General features: G+C 61.1%; 22 protein-coding genes. 2 read left to right on the top strand and 20 right to left on the bottom strand.

Annotated elements, in window-relative coordinates:
• The first annotated feature begins 264 nt into the window (after positions 1 to 264).
• Positions 265 to 864, top strand: a complete 600-nt coding sequence (locus Q9290_RS15235; protein ID WP_306080504.1) for a porin family protein — start codon at positions 265 to 267, stop codon at positions 862 to 864.
• Between the two features lie 49 nt (positions 865 to 913).
• On the opposite strand, the gene Q9290_RS15230 is transcribed toward Q9290_RS15235, so the two are convergent.
• The 6 genes from Q9290_RS15230 to Q9290_RS15205 form a co-directional block, all read right to left on the bottom strand.
• Complete coding sequence (locus Q9290_RS15230) at positions 914 to 1357, bottom strand: universal stress protein (RefSeq protein WP_306080503.1); 444 nt, start codon at positions 1355 to 1357, stop codon at positions 914 to 916.
• A 33-nt stretch (positions 1358 to 1390) separates the two neighbouring features.
• Positions 1391 to 2677: a TRAP transporter large permease gene (locus Q9290_RS15225; protein WP_306080502.1), complete on the bottom strand. Its 1287-nt coding sequence runs from the start codon at positions 2675 to 2677 to the stop codon at positions 1391 to 1393.
• A gap of 12 nt (positions 2678 to 2689) precedes the next feature.
• Positions 2690 to 3286: a TRAP transporter small permease gene (locus tag Q9290_RS15220; RefSeq protein ID WP_306080501.1), complete on the bottom strand. Its 597-nt coding sequence runs from the start codon at positions 3284 to 3286 to the stop codon at positions 2690 to 2692.
• 71 nt (positions 3287 to 3357) lie between these two features.
• Complete coding sequence (locus Q9290_RS15215; protein WP_306080500.1) at positions 3358 to 4380, bottom strand: TRAP transporter substrate-binding protein; 1023 nt, start codon at positions 4378 to 4380, stop codon at positions 3358 to 3360.
• Positions 4381 to 4789: 409 nt separating this feature from the next.
• Positions 4790 to 5542 (bottom strand): MipA/OmpV family protein, encoded by a 753-nt coding sequence (locus Q9290_RS15210; protein WP_306080499.1) that lies wholly within the window; start codon positions 5540 to 5542, stop codon positions 4790 to 4792.
• 234 nt (positions 5543 to 5776) lie between these two features.
• Entirely contained in the window at positions 5777 to 8008 is a 2232-nt protein-coding gene (locus tag Q9290_RS15205) for an NADP-dependent isocitrate dehydrogenase (protein ID WP_306080498.1), read from the bottom strand.
• A 344-nt stretch (positions 8009 to 8352) separates the two neighbouring features.
• Here Q9290_RS15205 and Q9290_RS15200 point away from each other — a divergent pair, with 344 nt between their 5' ends.
• Positions 8353 to 9906 carry a methyl-accepting chemotaxis protein gene (locus Q9290_RS15200; protein WP_306080497.1) on the top strand — a complete coding sequence of 518 codons (1554 nt, stop codon included), beginning with the start codon at positions 8353 to 8355 and terminating at the stop codon, positions 9904 to 9906.
• A gap of 114 nt (positions 9907 to 10020) precedes the next feature.
• Here Q9290_RS15200 and Q9290_RS15195 read toward each other — a convergent pair whose 3' ends face one another.
• From Q9290_RS15195 to Q9290_RS15130, 14 genes are all read right to left on the bottom strand, one after another.
• The gene (locus Q9290_RS15195) at positions 10021 to 10206 is read right to left on the bottom strand and encodes a zf-HC2 domain-containing protein (RefSeq protein ID WP_306080496.1); all 186 of its coding nucleotides are present in this window, start codon (positions 10204 to 10206) and stop codon (positions 10021 to 10023) included.
• The gene (locus Q9290_RS15190; protein ID WP_306080495.1) at positions 10200 to 10799 is read right to left on the bottom strand and encodes an RNA polymerase factor sigma-70; all 600 of its coding nucleotides are present in this window, start codon (positions 10797 to 10799) and stop codon (positions 10200 to 10202) included. Before Q9290_RS15190 ends, Q9290_RS15195 begins: the two co-directional genes overlap by 7 nt.
• A gap of 40 nt (positions 10800 to 10839) precedes the next feature.
• Complete coding sequence (locus Q9290_RS15185; protein ID WP_306080494.1) at positions 10840 to 11322, bottom strand: DoxX family protein; 483 nt, start codon at positions 11320 to 11322, stop codon at positions 10840 to 10842.
• Positions 11322 to 12080 (bottom strand): HvfC/BufC N-terminal domain-containing protein, encoded by a 759-nt coding sequence (locus Q9290_RS15180; RefSeq protein WP_306080493.1) that lies wholly within the window; start codon positions 12078 to 12080, stop codon positions 11322 to 11324. The genes Q9290_RS15185 and Q9290_RS15180 overlap by 1 nt, the downstream gene beginning before the upstream one ends.
• Positions 12073 to 12960, bottom strand: coding sequence for an MNIO family bufferin maturase (bufB, locus tag Q9290_RS15175; RefSeq protein WP_306080492.1), 888 nt, complete (start codon positions 12958 to 12960; stop codon positions 12073 to 12075). The genes Q9290_RS15180 and bufB overlap by 8 nt, the downstream gene beginning before the upstream one ends.
• 16 nt (positions 12961 to 12976) lie before the next feature.
• Complete coding sequence (locus tag Q9290_RS15170; protein ID WP_306080491.1) at positions 12977 to 13285, bottom strand: BufA1 family periplasmic bufferin-type metallophore; 309 nt, start codon at positions 13283 to 13285, stop codon at positions 12977 to 12979.
• A 98-nt stretch (positions 13286 to 13383) separates the two neighbouring features.
• Positions 13384 to 14742 (bottom strand): hypothetical protein, encoded by a 1359-nt coding sequence (locus tag Q9290_RS15165; protein ID WP_306080490.1) that lies wholly within the window; start codon positions 14740 to 14742, stop codon positions 13384 to 13386.
• 72 nt (positions 14743 to 14814) lie between these two features.
• Positions 14815 to 15375, bottom strand: a complete 561-nt coding sequence (locus Q9290_RS15160) for a TetR/AcrR family transcriptional regulator (protein ID WP_306080489.1) — start codon at positions 15373 to 15375, stop codon at positions 14815 to 14817.
• Between the two features lie 103 nt (positions 15376 to 15478).
• The gene (locus Q9290_RS15155) at positions 15479 to 16471 is read right to left on the bottom strand and encodes a TAXI family TRAP transporter solute-binding subunit (protein ID WP_306080488.1); all 993 of its coding nucleotides are present in this window, start codon (positions 16469 to 16471) and stop codon (positions 15479 to 15481) included.
• 49 nt (positions 16472 to 16520) lie between these two features.
• Positions 16521 to 16970 carry a universal stress protein gene (locus Q9290_RS15150; protein WP_306080487.1) on the bottom strand — a complete coding sequence of 150 codons (450 nt, stop codon included), beginning with the start codon at positions 16968 to 16970 and terminating at the stop codon, positions 16521 to 16523.
• Between the two features lie 9 nt (positions 16971 to 16979).
• The gene (locus Q9290_RS15145; protein WP_306080486.1) at positions 16980 to 19184 is read right to left on the bottom strand and encodes a TRAP transporter permease; all 2205 of its coding nucleotides are present in this window, start codon (positions 19182 to 19184) and stop codon (positions 16980 to 16982) included.
• A gap of 377 nt (positions 19185 to 19561) precedes the next feature.
• A complete protein-coding gene (locus tag Q9290_RS15140) occupies positions 19562 to 19987 on the bottom strand; it encodes an OsmC family protein (protein ID WP_306080485.1) in 426 nt (141 codons plus the stop codon).
• A 62-nt stretch (positions 19988 to 20049) separates the two neighbouring features.
• Positions 20050 to 21405 (bottom strand): sigma-54-dependent transcriptional regulator, encoded by a 1356-nt coding sequence (locus tag Q9290_RS15135; protein ID WP_306080484.1) that lies wholly within the window; start codon positions 21403 to 21405, stop codon positions 20050 to 20052.
• Positions 21402 to 23237: a sensor histidine kinase gene (locus Q9290_RS15130; protein WP_306080483.1), complete on the bottom strand. Its 1836-nt coding sequence runs from the start codon at positions 23235 to 23237 to the stop codon at positions 21402 to 21404. The genes Q9290_RS15135 and Q9290_RS15130 overlap by 4 nt, the downstream gene beginning before the upstream one ends.
• Positions 23238 to 23294: the final 57 nt, after the last annotated feature.

Below are 23294 nucleotides of genomic sequence, written 5' to 3'. Positions count from 1 at the left end.
TCTGTTCGACGAGAGCCAATTTAAAAGTCAGCGAGTAATCGCGTTGTGTTCGTTTCACACCTTGTCCCATTGGGGTCTCCATATCTTCGGGGGAAAGGTGTAAACCATATTCAGGACGGGACAATGTGAATAAAAAGGCCGGTGAGTGCGAACTCACCGGCCTTTATTTTTTGCACTGGAATAAACCCGGTTCTCGGCTAGCCTTGATTGAGTACGCGGGTACACCACAAAAAACGACAAACAACAATCAAGGACGGTGGCATTATGAAAATCAAGGCATTGATTGCGGCTTCCTGTTTGCTGGCCGCAGGCGCTCAGGCTCAGGGCTACGGCTCTACTCCCATGATGTATTCCCAGCCCGAATTTTATCTGGGGCTGAACTATGCGCAGATGAGTTTCGAAATTGAAGATGATGAAATTGAGGATGCACTTGATGAGTCAGTTGACTGGAATACTGTTGGCATCAATCTGGGTGTTCAGCCATCGCCTTATCTGGCCCTTGAAGGCCGTTATGGAAAAGGCATTGGCAGTGAGGATATTGCCGGAGTCATTGATACCAAATTGAAACATTACTTCGGTTTTTATGCGCTGCCGCAGATCCCCATTCAGGACTATATGTCCGTTTATGCACTGCTTGGCTGGACCAAAGCCAAGGCCGAAGCAACCAGTGAATTTTTCCCTGCGTTTGGTGTTCCTTACAAGATTTCCGACTCCGAAGACGATTTCAGTTATGGCATTGGTGTGCGTTTCCGTGATATGCGCAACCCCAACGGGGTGGCCTTCTTCGCCGAATATGCCCGGTTGATCAACCGGGGTGATTACGACATCAACGGCATGATGTTTGGCCTGAGCTGGCACTTCTGATGCGTGAAATGATTCAAGTAAAAAGGGGCCTGTGGCCCCTTTTTGTTGTTTATACCACCAGCACCGGGCATTTGGCGGCGCTGGTCACTCTGTGGGAGACGCTGCCCAGCAGCATGCCTTCCTTGTCGCTGTGGGTGCCGCGGGTGCCCACCACTATGAGATCCGCTTCCTTTTCTTTGGCGAATTTCACGATCATCTTGGAAGGTCGGCCGCCGCGCACAAAGCCGCGCAGGTGGGTGGCACCCCGCTCCTGGGCATGGGCCTTGGCAAAGTTGACCACCTCCCGGGCGTATTCCGACAGCACCTTGTCGGGAATATCCATCTCCGCCGGGCGGCCGATGGACAGACTGGCCTCGAACAGGCTGTGATGCTTGTATACGCAAATCAGCAGAATCTCGGCCTCGGGCAGCAGCTGTTGCAGCTGCACCGCCTTGTCTACCGCCCTCAGCGCGGTGTCTGAGCCATCCACGGCCACCACAATTCGTTTAAACACTCTGTCTCCTTTCACAATGCTCTACACGGCGTCTCAGTCCGCAAAGGCCAGATCCCGGAAATACAGCGCAATCTCGGGAAAGGCGATAATCAGCCCGGCGGCCGCCACCAGCATAAAGATAAAGGGCGGGGTGCCGCGGATCACTTCCATATAGGGCCGCTTGAAAATGGCGATGGCGGTAAAAATGTCACAGCCAAAGGGCGGCGTGGCCGAGCCGATGGCCACCTGCAGGGTGATCAGCACCCCCACCAGCACCGGATCCAGCCCGGTGGACTGAATGGCCGGGGCGAAGATGGGCGTCAGCACCAGGATCACCACAATCGGGTCCACAAACATGCAGGCGATAAAGAAGGCCACGCAAATGGCGATCAGCACCCCCACCGGGCCGGCCTCGTTGACGCCCACCGATTCGAGAATGGTCTGCGGTACCTGGGCGAACGACAATATCCAGGAGAAGCCGTTGCCCACCGCTACCAGAATAAACACCACGGCGGTGATAAGGCCGGTGGATTTGGCGATGCGGTAAATGTCGGGCAGTTTGAGCGAGCGGAATACCACGAACTCCAGCAAAAAGGCATAGAGCACGCACACGGCGGCGGCCTCGGTGGGGCTGAAAATGCCGCCGTAAATGCCGCCCACGATGATCACCGGGAAGAACAGCGGCCACAACGCCTGGCGCACTGCCGTTGCGCGCTCGCCCCAGCTGGCTTTGGGCTCGGTGGGTACTTCGTTCTTGTGGGCGTAATACAGGCAGTAAAGCGAGAACATGCACAGGATCAGCAGCCCCGGGCCAATGCCGGCGATAAACAGTTCGGCAATGGAGGTTTCCGAAATCACCCCGTAGATGATCATGCCGATGCTCGGCGGGATCAAAAAGGCGATGTCGCTGGCGTTGATGATCAGCGCCAGGGTAAAGGGATCGGAATAACCGGCCTTGAGCATCTTGGGACGCAGCGGTGAGCCTACCGCCACCACAGTGGCCTGGGTAGAGCCCGAGACGGCGCCGAACAGGGTGCAGGAGGTGGCGGTACTGATGGCCAGCCCGCCCTTGATGTGGCCGATAAAGGCCATCACCATGTTGATCAGCCGGTCGGCCGAGTGGCCCCGGGTCATGATGTCGGCGGCGAGAATAAACATGGGCACGGCAATCAGCGAGGCCGGGCGAATACCACCCATCATCTGCTGAATAAAGGTACCCATCTGGCCAAAGCCGTCGAACATCATTACAAAGCCAACCACGGCGGCGGTGATCAGCGGAATCATCATGGGAAAGCCCAGCAGCAGCAGGCCAATCATGATCGACATTAACAGTGTTGCCATGGAATCAGCCCTTTACACTTCGGTTTCGGTGTCGCCGTAGCCGTCCGGTACACCGGTAGACAGGTACACACCACGGCTGGTGATATTTTTGACGGCGGTCAGAAAATACTGAATGCCGGTAATGGCAAAGCCCACCGGTGCCCACAGGTAAATCCACCAGATTTCAAAGCCCAGCGCCGGCAGAATTCGACCCCGGCTATACAGGGTCTCGATATAGCCATAGGCGTGATAGCAGAGAAAAAACATCACCGCCGAGGTAAACAGCGCAATCAGCACCATCAGGATCTTGCGCAGCCGAATGGCCAGCGAGTCATACAGGGCCGACATGCGAATATGGCGGCCGTGCCGGGCGGCGTACCCCAGGCCGGCAAAGGTGATCAGAATAATAAGGATGCGGTTGATTTCGCCGGAGAAGAAAAAGCCTTCGCCAAACACAAAGCGGGCAATGACGTTGGCGCAGGTGTTGATGGCCATCAGCAGCACGCCGGCGGCCAGCATTACCGCTTCAATGCGGGAAATCCACTCGTCCACCCAGCCCAGCACCCCGGGCAGCCCCGAGCTGTAGCCGGCGGTATCGTCTTCGACGGTTTCCTGTTTTTTGTCAGACATTCCGTGCTCCTTGACCGGCATGCGAGGCCGGCCAGGGTAAAAGAAAGGGGGCGCCGAACGCCCCTGTTATGTTAGTTGGTTACTTTTTTGAGGTCTTCTTTAAAGGTATTGAGCAGGGCCTTGCCGCTGTCACCGGTCATTTCAATGAACTTGGCTTCCACCTGAGGCGCACGCTCGCGGAAGGCGGCGATCTGCTCTTCATTCAGGCGGGTTACGGTCACTTCGTCGCTGCTGCTGGTGATCTTCTCCAGCGAGCGCTCGGCCAGGCCGTCGATGTGCTCGAGAATCTCCTCAAAGGCGTAGTCGGAGGCCTTTTGCACCAGCTGCTTGTCTTCGTCCGACAGGCCGTTGTAAAAGTCCTGGTTGGCCATCATGGCGGTGGTGAACCAGCCGTGACCGGTGAAAACCAGGTTGGGCGAGACTTCATACAGACCGCCGGATTCGATCCAGAAAATGGGGTTTTCCTGACCCTGAATCATGTTGGTCTGCAGGGCACCGTACACCTCGCCCCAGGGCAGGGGAGTGGGGGTGGCGCCAAAGGCGGAGTAGGTTTCCGACAGCAGCGGGTTGGTCATCACCCGTACTTTCTTGTTTTTGAGCTCTTCCGGGGTGGTGATGGGCTCGTCGAGGGTGACCACGAATTCCCCTTCCGGATACATCTGCAGCAGCTCCAGGCCTTTGTCCGCATACAGGGCCGGGAACTTCTCGTTAATGGCGGTACTTTCGCGGAAGAAGCTCACCACGTCTTTCATGTCGGTGGGCATCAGATAGGGAATAAAGAAGATCTGGGCTTCGGGGATCAGGGAACCGGTAAAGCCGGGAGACTGGTTCACGAAGTTCAGAATGCCCGCCTGGGTCTGCTCCATGATGTCGTCCGATTCACCCAGCTCGCCAAAGCGGTAAATCTTGAGCTGGTGATCCGAGTTGTCCTCGATGTATTCCTTGAATTTGTAGGCGAACACATCCTGCACGTCGCCTTCGTATTCTTCGTGGGCGTAGCGCCAGGTGTCGGCCTGGGCGGCGCCACAGGCGAACAGGGCCAAAGCCGAAATACCGGCCAGCTTTTTGAACTTGAATCCCTTTTGAGTACTCATTTAATGCTCCGTTATGGTTTCGTGTTCTAACCTTAATTGCGCTTATAGACTGGCAAAATAAGCAAAAATACGCAAGAAAAGGGGTTCATACAAATACGTTTTGGTGAGCTGGCCTGAAAAGTCACCATGATCCATTCGTGGTTTTTATTCGGTTTATGGCGGCAAAATATCGTGTTTTTACGTTTTTTTCGGTGATTTATATGGTGGCGGTGACAGGGGTGAGAGAAGATAAAAGGGTAGGGGGCGAAACATTACAATGGTAATTAAAATGACCGCTAAGGCCGAAACATCAGCCTAGTCGCTGAAACGCAAAACAGGCAACCCGGGTTGCCTGTTTTTTTAGCACTGCGCTTCGGCCGTCGGAGGTGCGGCCAGAGCGAGATCCTGAATGTGTACCTTATGGTCAGGCTCAGAAGTGGTAGCTCAGTACCAGGCCGGCCAGGGCCTGAGTGGCGTCGCCGGCCCGTTTAACGATGGGGCTGTCTTCGGCATCGCCGGTGAGCTGAGTGATGCCGGCCAGGCCGGTTACCGACCAGTCGGGGGCAAAGCGGTAGTTGATATTGCCGCTCAGGCCCAGACGCCAGTAGCCCTCACCGGGCTCATAGGGCTGAAAGCCGCTGCGGGCGGCATCCCGGGCCGATACCCGAAACAGGCTTTGGGTCCACTCCTTGCTGCTGTAGGTCAGGCTGGGGCCAAAGCCGGCGGTCCAGCCCGGGGCGATTTGATCTCGCCAGCCGGCACGGAGGGTCAGCTGGTAACCGTCCACATCACCGGTCAGCGGCGTCTGCGCCTGCAGGCTGAAGCGCCAGAAGCCGGGCTGGTAGCTCAGGCGCAGGCCGCCGGTCAGGCCGCCGTCTACTTTTTCAAAGCGGTGCAGATCGCCGTCGTTGTCGCGGCCCGGTGTGTAACCGATAAAGGGCGACAGGGTGACATCGCGCTGCTGATACAGGTTCCAGCCCAGACCGTCGCGCCAGTTAAAGTAAAAGCGATCGCCGTATCTGAGGTTGGCGTCCGGCAGCACGCGGGCCTTGTAATCGTCACTGCCCAGGTAGTCGGGGGCCTGGGTGGCCGACACGCCAACGCTGCCGCTCAGGGACTGGGCCATGGCCGGGGTGGCCAGCAGCGGCAGGGCGGCGAGAGAACACACGATGGATCTATGCATGAGGGGCTATTCTCCTGAAGAGTGAAGGTTGTGTGGCAGCCGCTCCCTGGCCTGGTCTGGCTGAACAGGTTGGCACCGGTTCCCTGCGCCTGAATATAGAAGACCGGGGTGAGTCTAGCACGATGCCGCCGGTGGTCACGGTCGCGAGCGCCCAGATTGGGCGAAGGGGGCGAGCCGGTCGGGAATAAAAAAACCCGGCGGTCGCCGGGTTTTGAGTCTGGAGTAAAGCGTGGCTTAGCCGTTCAGCTGGGCCAGGGTCTGGTTCAGGGTAGCGCTGGGGCGCATGACCTTTTCCAGCTCAGCCGGATCAGCGTGGTAGTAGCCGTGTACACCGGCAGACTTGCCCTGTACCGCGTTCAGCTCGCTGACGATCTTGTCTTCGTTGTCGGCCAGGGCCTTGGCCAGGGGCGCGAAGTGGGCGGCAAGCGCCTCGTCTTCGGTTTGTGCCGCCAGCTCCTGGGCCCAGTACAGGCTCAGGTAGAAGTGGCTGCCCCGGTTGTCCAGCTCACCGGCCCGGCGGGACGGAGACTTGCCGTTGTCGAGCAGCAGCTCGGTGGCCTTGTCCAGGCATTTTGCCAGCAGCTTGGCGCGGTCGTTGCTTTCCTTGATGCCCAGCTCTTCCAGAGAAACGGCCAGGGCCAGGAACTCACCCAGAGAGTCCCAGCGCAGGTGGTTTTCTTCCATCAGCTGTTGCACGTGCTTGGGCGCGGAGCCGCCGGCACCGGTTTCGTACATGCCGCCACCGGCCAGCATGGGCACGATGGACAGCATCTTGGCCGAGGTGCCCAGTTCCATGATGGGGAACAGATCGGTGAGGTAGTCACGCAGCACGTTGCCGGTCACCGAGATGGTGTCCTTGCCGCGCTTCATGCGTTCCATGGAGAAACGAATGGCTTCGTTGTAGGACATGAGGTGAATGTCCAGACCGGTCAGATCGTGCTCCTGCAGGTAGGTTTCCACCTTTTTGCGCAGCTCGTTGTCGTGGGCGCGCTCGTCGTCCAGCCAGAACACCGCCGGGGTGTCGGAGTTGCGGGCGCGGTTGACCGCCAGCTTGACCCAGTCGCGAATGGCCGCGTCCTTGGTCTGGCAGGCACGCCAGATATCACCCTCTTCCACCTCGTGCTGCATCAGCACCTCACCGGCCTCGTTCACCACGCGCATGGTGCCGTTTTCGGTCATTTCAAAGGTCTTGTCGTGAGAGCCGTATTCTTCGGCCTTCATCGCCATCAGGCCCACGTTGGACACCGAGCCCATGGTGCGCGGATCAAAGGCACCGTTGGTCTTGCAGAAGTTGATCACTTCCTGATAGATGCGGGCATAAGTGGACTCGGGCATGACCGCCTTGGTGTCCTTCAGTTTGCCGTCGCGGCCCCACATCTTGCCGGAGTTGCGGATCATGGCGGGCATGGAGGCGTCCACGATCACGTCGCTCGGTACGTGCAGGTTGGTAATGCCTTTCACGGAGTCGACCATGGCCATTTCCGGACGATGCTCGTAGCAGTCGTGAATGGCTTCCTCGATCTCTTCCTGAGTGGACTGGGGCAGGGTCTTGATCTTCTCCAGTACGCTGTTCATGCCGTTGTTGGGGTTCACGCCCAGCTCTTCAAACAGCTCGCCGTACTTGTCGAACACTTCCTTGTAGAACACCTTGACCGCGTGGCCGAATACGATGGGGTGAGACACCTTCATCATGGTGGCCTTGACGTGCAGGGACCACATGACGCCGGCTTCCTTGCATTCCTGCAGGGTCTGTTCAAAGAAGGCTTCCAGAGCGTTGGCGCTCATGAACATGCTGTCCAGCACTTCGCCGGCTTGCAGCGCCAGCTCTTTCTTCAGCTGGGGCTGGCCGTCTTTGCCGATAAACTCGATGCGCACGGTCTGGGCCTTGTCCATGGTCACGGACTGTTCGCTGGAGAAGAAGTCGCCGCCGTTCATGTAGTCGGCGTGAGAGCGGGATGCCTTGCTCCAGGCTCCCATGGAGTGGGGGAACTTGCGGGCAAAGGCCTTGACCGCGGCCGGCGCGCGACGGTCGGAGTTGCCCTGGCGCAGTACCGGGTTCACGGCACTGCCCAGCACCTTGGAGTAGGCCTCGCGAATGGCTTTTTCTTCGTCGGTCTTCGGCTCTTCCGGGAAATCGGGCACGTTATAACCCTGAGACTGCAGTTCCTTGATGCAGGCGCGCAGCTGAGGCACGGAAGCACTGATGTTGGGCAGCTTGATGATGTTGGCGTGCGGGTCCTGTGTCAGCTCGCCCAGCTCGGCCAGACCGTCGGTTACGCGCTGCTCGTCGGTCAGGCGGTCGGGAAAGGAGGCCAGTACGCGGCCGGCCAGGGAGATGTCGTTCAGGGTAACATCAATGCCGGCGGCGTCGGTAAAGGTGCGAATGATGGGCAGCAGAGAGTAGGTGGCCAGTGCGGGGGCTTCGTCGGTCAGGGTATAGACGATGGTCGATTGTTTGGTGGTCATTATTTCCCTATTTCCCAGGTTGGTGTTGGGGGAGCAGCGGCTGCGCCTGGTACCAGAGGGTATCGGGTACTGGCGCTCGACATGATCCGCTGCGCGGAATTTCCGGCGCTCATTGTATGACACTTGGGCGCGCGGACTTAAGTGTTCAAGTTCAAATAAGAAAGAAATAGTCGGAAAACCGCCCGGTTTGGAATCATACTCATTTGACCTTCATGCTCAGGGGGGCGGTCAGCAAAAAAACAGATCCAGATCAAGAAATGAGCGGTCGGTGTCGTTATTCCTTATAATCCACGCGGTTTCGTCCTTTGCGGCGAGTAGTACCTGCAATTGAGCAAGGATTTGGCATGCGAAAAAATCTTCCCGTTACCAGCAATGAGCGCACCTTTGACGCCGACGAACGGCTGGTGTCCACCACCGATATTCACGGCAATATTCTTCACTGCAACGATGCCTTCGTGAGCGTCAGTGGTTATACCCGGGAAGAGCTGGTAGGCCAGCCCCATAACCTGGTGCGCCACCCGGACATGCCCGCTGCCGCCTTTAAGGTGATGTGGGAGCACCTCAAGGCGGGCCAGCCCTGGATGGGACTGGTGAAAAACCGCTGCAAGAACGGCGACTACTACTGGGTGGATGCCTATGTCTCGCCCATCACCGAAGGTGGCGCCGTGGTGGGCTTTGAGTCGGTGCGTTCCTGCCCCGAGCGGGACGACGTGGCCCGGGCCGAGCGGCTGTATGAGCGGTTGCGGGCGGGCAAGGCCCTGCCTCGTCGGAGCCTGCTTAACCGGCCCTGGCTGTGGCTGGGGCTGAGCCAGCTAATGGCCGGCGGGCTGCTGCTGGCCGGCCACACCAAGGTGGCCATTACCCTGGACCTGCTGTCACTGGCCGCCTTTGGCGGCTGGATCAGCTACCTGCACCGCCAGACCCTGAAGCGCCTGGATGAGCTGCTGGGGGGCGCCTTTCGCCACGAGCTTACCATGCACACTCACAGCCGGGAGCAGGGCATGCTGGGCCGGCTCAAGGTGGGCATTCGCAGCGAAAAGGCCCGGCTGATGGCCATTATTACCCGGATTGAAGACGCCGCGGGTCGAGTCAGCAGTCGGTCCGACAATGGCCATGAGCAGTCCAATCAGGCCCGGGAAGGCATGGCCAGCCTGCGCCTGGAAACCGAGCAGGTGGCCACCGCCATGAACGAGATGAGTGCCACCATCAATGACGTGACCGCTCATGTACAGGAAACCGCCAGCCAGGCCGACAGCGCCAGCCAAATGGCTCACCAGGGGCTGGCGGTGGCGAGCGTGACCCGGGAAGCCATTGCCGGGCTGAAAAACACCGTGGACGACATCAGCGGCGAGGTGCAGCGGCTGGCGGAACAGACCGCCGGCATTGCCCGGGTGGCAGGCATGATTGAAACCCTGTCGGAGCAGACCAACCTGCTGGCGCTCAATGCCGCCATCGAGGCGGCCCGGGCCGGCGAGCAGGGCCGGGGCTTTGCGGTGGTGGCCGACGAGGTACGCCAGCTGGCGGCGCGCACCCGGGAGTCCACCGGCGAGATCCATCGTATTGTGGCCGAGCTCACCGAGCGGGCCAGCTCGTCGGTAGACGTGGCCGAGCAGGGCAAGGTCAGTGCCGAGTCGGGGCTGACCCGGGTGGTGGAAACCGAGAGCACCCTCAGTGGCATTGCCGCGGCGGTCTCCCGCATTGCCGATATGTCGCTGCAAATGGCCACGGCGGTGGAACAACAGGCGCGGGTGGCGGAAGACATCAACCAGCAGGCGGTGAACATGGCCAGCCTGTCGGACTCGGGCCTGAAGCAGGCCGACTCCGCCGCCGGCAGTATGGCCGGCCTGCAGTCGGTAGCCACCGAGCTGCACGATCTGGTGGTGCGGCTAAAGCGCTGAGGCCAATCGGGCTGGCGCTCCTTCGCGGAGTGACGTTAAGTGTCGTCATGCCCGTGAAGTGAGCACCCAGTACATGTTGCACTCTCTGGAACAACGGCGACAAAACGGCAGACATCACCAGTTGTCCTTGCGCCTGGCATAGCTGCGGCTGAGCCGGCGCAGCACCGGCAACTGCTGCTGAAAGTTGTGGCAGGCGCGGCACATCAGGGTGTGCAGCCTGAGCGACAGTCTTTCCCGGGGGGTGAGGGGCCGTTCCTGACTTTCTGACATCAGCCGGGTGGCCTGGCGGCACTTCAGCATGAGCAGTCTCCTTGCCGTTGCCAGCGGTTTTCCAGGCATTCGCGCAGTCTGAGCCTGGCCCGGTACAACAACACATTTAGGTTGCTGACGGTGAGCGCCAGCTCGGCGCAGATTTCCGGACTTTCCAGGCCCACAAATTCCCGCATCATGAATACTCGGCCCTGACGGGCGGGCAGGCCATCGAGGCAGGCTTCAAAAATGTGCCAGAAGCGCTCGTCTTCCAGGCTGTCATCGGGGGAGCTCCAGCGCACCGGCCGCTCCTGCTTGTGCCAGCGGCCATTGTCGTTAAACAGGGTGTCTTCAAATTGCTGATCGTCGTCGGTGCTCAGCTCGCTGACCGTGGTCAGGCGCTGGCGCTTGCGGATCTGATCGGCGATCTTGTGCTTGAGAATGGCAAACACCCAGGTCTTGTAGGCGGAGCGGCCGTTAAAGGAGTCGGCGTAGCGAAAGGCGCCCAGCATGGCTTCTTGCACCGCGTCTTCCGCCAGGTGCGGGTCGCGCAGTTGCAGAGTGGCAAACTTCAGCATTTGCAGCCGCAATTGCTCGTTCAGCTCGGGTGAAAGCCCGGACGAAAACTCCGACGATTCAGCCATGACATTCCTTGTCGGTAGAGTCTGATGATGTGCCTGCCAGTTAATCACAACGTTTTCGCATTAGCCAATGATCCAGCGACACCATTCCCGGCCCCCGTGCCGCCAGCAACAGCAACACAGTGGCCCACAGGCCGTGCAGCGGCCAGGCCCCGGGGTAGACCAGCACCTGAATTACCCCGGTCATGCCCAGCAGCGCCAGCGCCGACAGCCTTGTGGCCAGACCCAGCAACAGCAGCAGCGGAAAGAGGTGCTCGGCGGTGGCCGCCAGCAGCGCCCCCAGCTCGGGGGAGATCAGCGGCAGCCGGTATTCTTCCCGAAACAGAAACACCGCCGACGCATTCAGGCTGGGCCAGCCCAGGCTGAACTCGCCGCTGACGATGTCGAGGCTGAAGTTGTCTACCTTGGTCTGGCCCGAGCGCCAGAACACGGCGGCGATGGAAAACCGGCCCAGCAGGGCGATCAGTGAATGAGGCAGGCGGTTCAGTCGCCCGCGCCAGGCGCACAGGGTGTGAGTGACATTCATTATGCTTCTCCCTTGAAGTCGACGCCGGTAATCGCCTGATGGGCCAGCAGGCACTGCAGCAGGGTGGCGGGGTTAAAACCGGCATGCCCTTGAGCGGTATGCTCCAGGGCGCTTCCCAGTGACTGGCCGGCCATGAGCGCGGCCATAAAGGCGGCATCGGCTTCGTTAAGGCACAGTACCTTCACCGACAGCCTTGAGCGCAACAACAGCAGATTCTCCGCGCGGGCAGGCTGAATGTCGCCCAGCCGGCCGTCACCATGGTGAGCCAGCCAGATTGAGCCCACCGCAAAAGAGGAGTGCAGCAGGGCGCAGGCGGGGCTCAGTTGCAGGCCGTGGCTGGTCAGGCGTGCCGGATCGGCCAGTAGCGCCTGCAGCGCCTCGGAAGCCACCGGCGTGGCATCGGCAGCATGCTGCACTCGCTGTACCAGCAGTTCCAGCCGCGCCATGTCCGCCAGGTAGGGTACGCTGGCGGCAGGCGCAAAGTCGTCGATAAACGCCGGCAGGCCGGTGCCGTAGTCGGTGAGCAGGGGGGAGGCGGGCGGTGACTGTTCGATATAAATACCCGCCATGGCGTTAAAAAAGTCCTCGCCCACCAATTGCCGGCACACCGGAAACAGGGCCGCCAGGGCGTCGGTCAGCGACACTCGTACATTGTTGCGATAGACGTTGAAGCGGGCTCGCCGGCCGGGGTGAGGGGCAACCTCGTCGGGCACCGGTTGGCTGGCATGCAGCAGGGCATCGAGAAAGGCATCAAGCATGACGGCGCTCCTTGAGATGCGCCTCGTTGAGCAAGCGCTTAATATGCTTCGTTTCTGTCAGCAGTTCGTCAAGGGCGGGCACGTTATTGTCCCGCTCCAGCAGGGTCGGCAGGGGCCCGGTGCGTGCCAGCAGCCACTGGTACAGTGCCCACACCGGCCCGGCGACCGGACTGCCGTGGCTGTCGATAAGCAGGGGGGCACCGCTGTCGTCGGCCTGTTCGTCAAAGCCCGCCAGGTGTACTTCGCCCACCCGCTCAAGAGGCAGGGCCTTCATATAATCTTCGGCATCATGGCCGTGATTGACCGCCGTTACATACACATTGTTCACATCCAGCAGCAGGCCGCAGCCGGTACGGCGCACCGCCTCGCCGATAAAGTCGGGCTCGTCCAGGGTGGAGCCGGCAAAGCGCAGATAGGTGGCGGGGTTTTCCAGCAGAATGGGGCGTCCCAGCACCTGCTGCACCCGGTCCACGTGATCGCACAGCCGTTGCAGGCTGGCGGGGGTATAGGGCAGGGGCAGCAGGTCATTGGCATAGCGACCGCCGAATCCGGCCCAGGCAATATGCTCCGACACCGCCTCGGGCTGGTAACGCTGTACCAGCCGGGCCAGCCGCGTCAGGTGGGTTTCGTCGAGCGGCTCGGCACCGCCCAGTGACAGGCCCACGCCGTGCACCGACAGGGCGAACTGCTCGCGAATGCGGCTCAGGTAGTGATGGCGGGGGCCACCATCCACCATGAAGTTTTCCGCGTGAATTTCCACAAAGCCCAGCTCCGGGCGCGTGGCAAGAATGTCATCGGCGTGCTGCAGCTTGAGCCCCAGCCCGGCGGTGGCCGGCAGCCGGGAGGCACCGGTGCCGGCGGTGTTAAGCGCTGTGGTCATGGTGCCTCCCCTGGGCTCAGGCCTTGACTTCTTCAAAGGCGTTCAGCTGACCCTTGCCGGTGGGCGAGGTGGGCGAGTCGGTTTCCAGGCAGGTACCGGCAGGCACCAGTTTCCAGGAGTTACCCTGATAATCGTGGTTGGAGGTGCCGGCACAGGTGGTACCGGGGCCGGCGGCGCAGTCATTCTGGCCGGCAAGGGCCACGCCGAAGCATTTTTCCATCTCGCCCTTTTTGCCTTCATGGCTGTCGGCCATGGCCGGGCCGGAGGCGGCCAGGGCGGTGCTCAGGGCAAAGGCGAGGGTGGTGGCGGTGTTGACCTTGTTCATGATTGGCATCCTTCTGTGGTTCATGTGACGAAAGGCGGTGCATCACCGTCTTTTCACTTGTTGGTCGAAGGACGCAGTGAATTTCTTACAGCTTTTTTTCAGGTTTTTGTTTTCTGGGGAATTTCTTCAATTTCCACAATCTTGGAGCGGCTCACCACCACCTTCCAACGTTGCAGCACTGGCGGCTTCTGGCCCTGTACTTCGCGGGTGACCAGGTTGAGCAGGTAGCGCTTTTCCACCGGCTGGCGCGAGACCTGGTTGTCTTTCAGCTGGTACACGTGGTGAGAGCCTTTTTCCATCAGGCGGGCCAGCATGGCCAGATCCAGTTGCAGGCTTTCCCGGGTCTGCTCATAGCCGGTGAGAAAGCGGGTAGGCAGCATGCGGGAGTGGCTGCCGTAGTGCATCACCACTTCTTCCCGCTGGCTGATGCTGGCCCGGCGGACGGCACGCACGTCGTCGGGCACCCGGGAGGGGCGCTGATAGTCGAACCATTCCAGCTGCCGCCCTACCGGCTGGCTGCTGTGCACGTCAAAGTACTGCCTTCGCCACTTGGGCCGCCCCTTGCGCAGCCAGCGCCACAGGGTGTTGCGCAGATCGTCCTTGAACAGCTCGCGCAGGGCGTAGAGCACCGCCAGGGCAAAGATCACCAGCATGGAAATACCGCCCAGGGTTTCCCGCACCTCGTAGGCGGCCAGCGAGACCGTGGTCATCACCACGGCGGTAACCACCGCCTTGAGCAGCTTCTGCTCGCCGCCTCCCAGCTCCCGGGTTTTCTCCTTGAGGGTTACCGGGTACTCAATCAGCCGGCGCAGCAGCCGCATCTTGTTGGAAATGCGTGACAAGGAGTCATCGGTGTGGGCGGTGTTGTATTCGTTGTCGATACGGTGCTGACGCTCGATCCGACCCACTTCCAGCAGCAGCGACTTGACGTTCTTGTAGTCGCCGTTGCGGGGCAGGTGAGCCACCAGCGACAGCAGCCGCTGCTCGGTAAACCAGGACACATAGTTGTCGATATTGGCGTAGTACTTGCGCAGGGTCTCGTCGCTGGGCACCCGGCGGCGCAGCCGGCTGAGAATGTCCTGGGCCAGGGCCACCACCTCTTCCACCTCGGCCTGATCCACCTCGTCCATGTGATTGCGCAAATCGTGGCAAGACTGCTCCAGCCCCACCACGTACTGATAGCCATAGAGACTCAGGCTTAACCGGTATTGTTCGGGAGTGAGCTTGCCGCGCTCGGCCAGCCGGCTGTGTACCAGCGGCAGGTGGGGCCGATCGCTGAAATAGGTGCGGCTGGTGTGAATGGCGTTGTGATAAAAGCCCTCTTCCGGCACCGCGTGGCTGTTCAGCCCCAGCTCGCCGGGCACGAACAGGTAGAGATCCAGCCGGTGCTCGGTGGCTTCCCGCAAAATACGCGAGAGCCTGAGCGCGTGGCCGTCCTTGCGTTCAGCGGTGATCACGGAATATCGCTTTTCCAGTTAAAACAGGGTGTTGTGGTTATGCTACTCCCGCCGGCCGGGTGTAGAAAGCATTTATTGCAGCAGCCGGCCGGAGCGGGTCAGCAGGCCGTGCACCAGGGTGCGGGTGGTATTGAGGTTGTCGCTGGCATCCACCATAAAGCTGGCCACGGCGGTAAGGTAAATGCCGGTCAGGGCCACTTCGCCCGCCGAGCGGCGCAGACCGCTGGCCTGCCAGTCGGCAGATTCCAGCAGCCACTGTACGGTGCGGCTGATGCGGGTAATGCCGTGGGCCTGCAGATGACAATGGCCGGGCTCCAGCTTGTAACCGAGCATCTCTTTCACCTGGTTGCGGTAGGGCGCTAGATAGTCGAGCCAGACCATGATGCCGGTGAGCAGCCGCTCGTGCATGGGCTCCTGCGGATCCAGTGGCAGGCTGAGCAGGGCATCGTCGGCCCGGTCGAACAGGGCTTCGGCCAGGTCATCCCGGGATCGAAAATGCCGGCTCAGATCCGCCAGGCTCAGCTCTCGGACCTCGGCCAGCTCGCGCAGACTGAAACCGTGCCAGCCCCGGTGCAGGGCCAGATGCAGGGCGGTGTCGAGAATGGCATCCCGTTCGGCGCTGAGGTGGGTCATGGTGAACTCCGGCTGACAGACTGTTGTTCAGTATAGAAGGCTGGTAACGAGAAAACGGACCGCGATGGGCCCGTTTTTATTCTCGGTCTGTGCAGAACAAGTATTACTGCTGCTGGTCGGTCAGGGTTTTGCCCTGCTCGGTCCAGAACGCCTTGGCGCCATCGTGCAGCGGGGTCACTATGCCCATGGTGCCGCTGTCGATGCTCATGGAGGCGGCGGCCTGGGACACCGACTGCATAAAGGTCAGGCCTTCTTCGGAGTAGATTTGCTGCAGGCTGGCGGCCACCTGATCGGCGGACAGGTGCCGGCCGGCTATCCACAGGGCGGAGTCCTGCACGGTTACCACGTCGTAGTCCACGCCCGGGTAGGTGCCGGCGGGAATGGTCACTTCGGCGTAGTAGGGGTGATCCTGGAACAGGGTGCCGGCACTGGCGGCTTCATGCACCTGCAGCAGGCGAATGTCGTTGCTGGAGGCGGCCTGGATCACCGAGGCGTTGGGGAAGCCGGCAAATACCCAGAGGGCATCGATCTGGCGATCCCCCAGGGCCGAGGCCCCCTGGTTGTAGCCGATGTATTGCGGGGTGATCTTGTCCCACAGCCCAACGCTTTCAAAAAAGCGTTGGGCCGAGGCGGCGGCACCGGAGCCGGCCGGACCGACCGCCACGCTCTTGCCTTCAAGCTGGGACACCTCGGTAATGCCGGCACCATCGAGCACAATCAGATGGGCGGGGGCACCGTAGAGGTAGGACACCGCCTTGGCGTTGCGGTATTTGCGGGTGTCGTTGGTCAGCTGGCCGTTCAGGCCCAGGAACATGTCGCCGGAATAGACGATGCCAAAGTCGGCGTCCCGGGAGTTGACCCGGCGCAGGTTCTCCACCGAGCCGGCAGAGGCCATGTTGGACACATCTACGCCGTCCAGGGTGCGGGACAGCCGGGTGGAAATGCCGTTGGAGAAATACTGAAAGGTGCCGCCGTCGGGACCGCCGGAAAAGGCCAGGCGCTCGGTCTGAGCCTGGGCGGCGGTGGTGCCCAGGCTGGCGACGGTGGCCACGGCCAGGGTGGTTAACACGCGAAAGGAGTTGGTGTGCTTGGTCATGATGATGTCCTCGTTGTCGTTACGTTTATGGTCTTCCGATGAATGAATTTCAGCCGCGCTCGGGCACGGTGAGCACGGGAATGGCCGACTGGCGCAGTACCCGCTCGGCTGTGGAGCCGAGCAGCCATTTTTCCATGCCGCGCCGACCGTGGGTGCCGAGCACAATCAGATCGGCCTTGAGCGCATTGGCCCCGGCCAGAATTTCTTCGGCCCCCCGGCCCAGCCGGATTTCGGTGGTCAGCTCACCCTCAAACCCGTTGAAATAACGCGCTGTAAAGGCGTGCAGATCGGTCATAGCCTGGGTTTTCACTTCCTTGACAAAGGCTTCCATCACGCTGGCGGGAATGCCGCGACGATGGCGGTCGTCCAGCTCGGTGATCACGTGCAGCAGGTGTAACCGGGCACCGTGGGCTTCGGCCAGCTCCCGGGCCAGGGCCGCCGCCTCGGCGGCCCCGTCGGAGAAGTCGGTGGCATGAAGAATGTGGTTAATCCGTGACATGGACTCTCCTTAATGGGCGTTGGAATGATTAACTGCGTGAGTGGCGCTGCCTTCGCGCTGCAGCCACCACACCAGGGCCACCAGCGCCAGGCCGGCGATGTCCGACACCAGGGTGGGCCAGTACAGCAGCAGGGTGCCGGCACCCAGCAGCAGCCATTCGTGCAGTCTGGTCTTGCGGCGCAGGTAGCCCATGGCAAAGGCACCAAAGGCCAGGGTGCCCAGAGTGGCCGAGACAAAGGCGGTGATGATTTCAAGCAGGGTGCCGTCAAGCAGCATGGCCGGTACATAGGCGAACAGCAGCGGCATCACGTACAGCATTTTGGCGAACTTGAACGAGGTCCAGCCGGTTTTCCACGGATCCGAGCCGGCAATGGCGGCGCCGGCATAGGCGGCCACGCACACCGGCGGTGTGATGTTGGAGTCCTGAGACAGCCAGTACACGATCATGTGGGCGGCAATGGCCGACACCCCGAACTCGCCCAGGGCGGGCACCGCCAGCACGGCGACGATCAGGTAGGCGGCGGTGACCGGCACACCCATGCCCAGCACCAGTGACGCAATGGCCACCAGCACCAGCGCCAGCAGCAGGCTGTCGCCGGCCATGGAGATGATCAGATCCGAGAACTTGAGGCCCATGCCGGTGAGGGAAATGGTGCCGACAATCACGCCGATCACGCCTATGGTGGCGCCCACGATCAGGGTGTTGCGTGCGCCCACCTGAATGGCCTCCCAGATTTGCTTCGGCCCCATGCGGGTTTCCTTGCTGACCCAGCTGACCGCAATGCACGACAGCGTGGCCCAGAATGCCGAGTTACCGGCGGAGCGCCCGGCCAGCAGCAGCACGGTAATGATCACCAGCGGCAGGGCGTAGTACCAGCCGCTCTTGAACACGGTTTTCCAGTGGGGGATCTCTTCGCCCTGCACGCCCACCAGGCCGTGTTTCTTGGCCTCGAAGTGCACCATGCAGTACACCGCCAGAAAATACAGAATGGCCGGTCCGATGGACAAAATCATGATGGTGGAATAGGGGGTGCCGGTGAGCTCGGCCATCAGAAAGCCGCCCGCGCCCATAATGGGGGGCAGGAACATGCCGCCGATGGAGGCGGCGGGCTCGATGGCGCCGGCCACGTGGGGCTTGAAGCCGGCCCGTTTCATCATGGGAATGGTAAAGGCGCCGGACGACACGGTGTTGGCAATGGCGGAGCCGGATACCGAGCCGAACAGGGCAGAGGAGATCACCGCCACCTTGGCGGGGCCGCCGGTGGAGCGGCCGGCGAGGGCCAGGGGTAAGTCGATAAAGAACTTGCCGGCGCCGGACTTCTGCAAGAAGGCGCCAAAGAAGATAAACAAAATCACATAGGTCGCCAGCACGTTGGCCATGACCCCGAACACGCCATTGGTGGTCAGGAACAGGGCGGTGGCCAGCCGCTCAAAGCGAAAACCCCGGTGAGCGAACAGATCCGGCAGATAAGGCCCGAACAGGGCAAAGGCGATCATGCCCACGCCGATCAGGGTAATGGACCAGCCCAGCACTCGGCGGCAGATTTCCAGCGACAGCAGCAGGCCCACCACGCTTACCAGCATGTCCACCTCGTTCTCGGCCCCGGCCCGGTAGTTGAGGGCTTCAAATTGACTGATCCAGTAGAGCACGGTACCCGCCACCATCAGTGCCAGCACCACGTCGCTGGCGGTGGGGCTGTGGCCATTGCGCCGGCTCAGCCACTGATCCAGTGGAATCATCAGGGCGGCAAAGGGCAGGGTAAGTAGCAACACATAGTGCAGCTTGTCGGCATCCTGCTCCATGGCCAGGCTCAGGCCGTCGTATTCCCAGGTTTCCCGAAACAGAGTGATCTGCTGGTAAAAGGCAGTGGGCGAGTCGTAAATGACAAAACACCCGGCCAGCAGTGCCAGCAGGGCGGCGCTCACTATTGAGAGGCCGGCGTGGGCGGTACGGCCGCCGGCGGGGTAGAGCAAAAACACCAGCACAAAGGTGATCAGCACATAAATACCGAGATGATACTGAGTGCTGAGTGCGGCCACGCCGGCGCCGTAGAAGTAGAGGGCCACCATGGCCGCGGCCAGACCCGCCACCAGCCAGGCCCAGGGCCCGGTGAGCTTGCGCTCGGTCTTGGCGTCCTTTTCCATCAGCTCCTGAAGCTTTTTCTGCTCCTCGGGGCTGAGCTCGTCGAGCTGTTGTTGTTGCTGCTGTGACATTCCTTAACCTCGTTTTTCCATCGGCTGGTAACAGGCCGCCGTTTTCGTTAACAGGTTATTAGCAAAAGCGAGGCCAACTTTGGTGCAAGCCGAGGAAACCCGCACCAGAAGGGGGCTTGGGCAGGATCAAGGTGAGTGCATGACCAACAAGGTGCACGAAAATGGGTGGAAACTCACCCACTCAAGTTGGGGGTTGGGCGGATTCCCACCCATTGGTGAGAGAAAAAGTGATGCCCGGTCCTGTCATGCCCGTGCAGACGGGCATTCAGAGCATGGTGCGCTTGGCTGGATAACGGCGACAGAGCTGAAGGTACGCTTGGACTCCCGCGAAGCCAGGAGTGACAAAAAGAATGGGTGGAACTCCACCCATTGAAGGGTTAACGGCCCTGGTGGCTGACCGGGGTGGCGCGCAGCAGGTTGTCGTGCACCGGGCAACGGGCGCACACCAGCTCGAGAAAGGCCTGCTTGGCGGCCTCGTCGAGATCGGCGTCGATGTCGGCCTGAATGTCGATGTGCTTGAAGCCCACCGGGTCTTCGCTCGGCTTGCCGGCCAGCCCTGCCGGATTGAGTTCACCGCTGACGTCCACGCGAATGCCGCGCAGTTCAAAACCCTGCTCCCGGGCGGTCATTTTGGCGATGGTGGACACACAGCCGGCCAAGGCAAACAGAAAGGTATCGAGGGGGTTGGGGCCGGTATCGCCGGCGGATGCCTGGTCGATGATCATTCGATGCTGGCCCACTTCGGCCCGTACCTGCCAGCCGCTGGTCATTTCGGAAGTAACCCGGTAAGTCTTGGTTGCCATAAATACCTCTAATTTAGTTTTTCCTTATATTAAGGCCGACGGCGTTAAAAGCAATAGGGCACTCACCCCTTGTAGTCGTTCTTATCGAGGCCGTGTTTTTTCATCTTGTCGTACAGGGTCTTGCGCGGCAGTTGCAGGCTCTCCTGGGTGTGCTTGATGGAGCCGCCATGGCGGGCCAGTTCGGTCTGGATCAGGGTTTTCTCGAACTGATCCACCCGGGCGGCCAGCCCCTGGCCGGTGGCGGGGTTGGCGAGATTGGTTTCATCTCCCAGATCAAAGGAGCAGGCTTCGCCCAGCAACACGTAACGCTCCGCCAGGTTGCGCAACTCGCGCACGTTGCCCGGCCAGCTGTGGCTCAGCAGTTGATGCAGCCGCTCGGCCGACAAGGGCGGTATCTCCCGCTCGTACTGGGCCGAGGCCAGCAGTGCAAAGTGCTGAAACAGCAGGGGAATATCTTCCGGGCGGGCGCGCAGGGGCGGAATGTCGATGCGTACCACGTTGAGCCGGTAATAGAGATCTTCCCGGAACTCGCCGGCGTCGGCCAGGGCGCGCAGATCCGCCTTGGTGGCGGCGACAATGCGAATGTCGAGTGGAATAAGCCGGTTGGAGCCGAGCCGCTCAATGGCGCGCTCTTCCAGTACCCGTAGTAGTTTTATCTGCAGGCTCATGGGCATGCTTTCAATTTCATCGAGAAACAGGGTGCCGCCATGGGCATGCTCAAACTTGCCGATGCGTTTTTCCTTGGCGTCGGTAAAGGCGCCCTTTTCGTGGCCGAACAGCTCGGATTCGATCAGGCTTTCGGGCATGCCGCCGCAGTTGATAGCCACAAAGTTTTGTTCACGGCGCGGGCTGTGCTCGTGAATGTAGCGGGCCAGCAGATCCTTGCCCGAACCGGTTTCCCCCATCAGCAAAATGTCCGCCGGGCTGGAGGCCACCGTCTGTACCAGCCGGCGCAGCTCCTGTACCGCCGGCGAGCTGCCGATAATGCGCGGGCCGGGGGCGCTCTGGGCCTGTAATTCCCGGCGCAGGCGGCGGTTGTCCAGGGTCAGGGCGCGTTTTTCCAGGGCACGGTGTACCACGTCGAGCAGCAGATCCGAGGAAAACGGCTTTTCGATAAAGTCATAGGCACCGCTACGAATGGCGCTGACCGCCATGGAAATATCACCAAAGCCGGTGATCAAAATGACCGGAATGTCGCGGTCGACCGCCTTGACCCGCTCCAGCAGTTCCAGCCCGGTGGTGCCCGGCATGTTGATGTCGGTGATCACGATACCGGTGAAGTCTTCATCGATCAGCGGCAGCGCCTTGTCGGCACTGTCCAGGGCGCAGACGTCGTAATCTTCCAGCTCCAGGGTCTGGCCGGCGGAGCGCCGAATGGCGGCATCGTCGTCGATCAGCAGAATATGGGGCGAGGTCATGCGGGCTCCTTGTGGGCTCGGTTCAATACCAGCGTGAAGATGGCGCCACCCCCGGGGTGGTTGGCGGCGCTCAGCTCGCCTCCCAGGCTTTCCGCAATACGGTGGGAAATGGACAGCCCCAGCCCCAGGCCGGTGGATTTGGTGGTGAAAAAGGGCTCAAAAATGTGTGCCAGCGCTCGCTCGCTGAGACCGGGGCCATGATCGCGCACGGCAAGGATGACGCGGGCATCGTCGGTGGTGATGTTAATGTCGATGCGCGGTGCCGGCTGGTTGGCCATGGCCTGCAGGGCGTTGCCAATCAGGTTGACCAGCACCTGCTCCAGCCGGCCCGCATCGCCGGCCACGACAATATCATCCCGGTCATCGGGCCAGTGCAGGGTAGCGTGGTGTTTTTCCAGCTCGGCTCCCATCAGCACCAGTACGCCCTGGCGCAACTGGGCCACCCGGGTTTGGGCGCCGCCGGCATCGCGCTGGCGGGCAAATTCCCGAAGCGGCTGCAAAATGGCGGCCATGCGCCCGGCCAGTCCGCCGATTTCTGCCAGGTTGCCGTCCACCGCCTCGGTACGCCCCCGCGCCAGCAGCTTGCGACCGTTGTCGGCGAACTGGCGAATGGCGGTCAGCGGCTGGTTCAGCTCGTGGTTGATGCCCGCCGAGAGCTGGCCCAGCACCGCCAGCTTGGCGGCCTGTACCAGCTGGTTCTGGGTCTGCTGGTGCTGCTCCACTTCCTGCTTGAGCCGCTGGTTGCTGTCGGTGAGCTGGCGTGTACGCTGCGCCACCCGACGCTCCAGGGCCTCGTGAGCCTGTTGCAGCTCATGCTCGTGGCGTTGTTTCATGCGGTGGCGGGCGCGTAAAAACAGCAGCAGCGCGGCCGAGGCCCAGAAGGCGCCCAGGCCGGTGATCAGAGTGCGGGCAATGCGAGCCTTGAGCGGGCTCAGATTGGCCAGCACCGCCACCCGCATGCCTGCTTCCGGCAGCAGTTCGCTCACCAGCAGGTAATGGCCGGCGGCCTCATTCCCGTCCAGGGTCAGCAGCTGGTTACCGTGTGTTGTGGTATCCCTGTGTTGCAAGGGCAGGGGCCTTACCTCGGCATTTTCGTAGCGGCGGCTGGCGGCAATGCGGGCCAGCAACTGGTCATCCGGCGTCAGGGCACCGGGGCGGGGCAGCAGGCGAAAGCGCCAGTCATGACGGGTGGAGATAAAAATGACCCCGTCTTCGTCCATCACCAGAATGTCCTGCAGGGCATCGTTCCAGCTGTCTTCTATGTCTTCCAGATCCACCTTGACCACGGTCACGCCGATAATCTGATCGGCCTCGCGCACCGGCGAAGAAAAGAAATAGCCCCGCACCCTTGAGGTGTTGCCCAGCGCAAAATAGCGGCCCTGGCCACCTTCCATGGCCTGCTGAAAATAGGGGCGGAAACTGTAGTCGTTGCCGATAAAGGGCAAAGGCTGATCCCAGTTGCTGGCGGCCAGGGTGAGGCCGTTGCTGTTAATCAGGTAGCTGTCGGTGGCGCCCATGATGGCGTTGACCCAGGACAGGTAGCGGTTGGCGGCGTCGGTCTTGCGTGGGTTGTGAGGGTCGGTGAGCAGGGCTTTCAGCTGTTGCTGGGCCGCCAGCAGCCGTGGCAGGTCCCGGTGCCGGGCCAGCTGATGGCGCAGGTTGATGATGTAGCGGCCCAGGCTGGCCTCGGCGTCCTGACGAATTTGCGCCAGTCCCTGCTCTCTGGCGTGCCAGAACAGGCCGGTGGTTACCAGCAGGGTGCCGAGCAGCAACAGCAAGGGCAGGGCAAGGCGGCGCAACGGCGTGAAAGTGACAAAGGAGTTCCGTCTCATGATGGGCGGCATTATGCGCCTTGCGGACTCGAATTGGCGTGATGTTTCCCGCACTCT

Source organism: Oceanimonas aquatica (assembly GCF_030732065.1).
Taxonomy (GTDB): Bacteria; Pseudomonadota; Gammaproteobacteria; order Enterobacterales; family Aeromonadaceae; genus Oceanimonas.
This window is presented reverse-complemented; position numbering and strand designations above follow the sequence as displayed.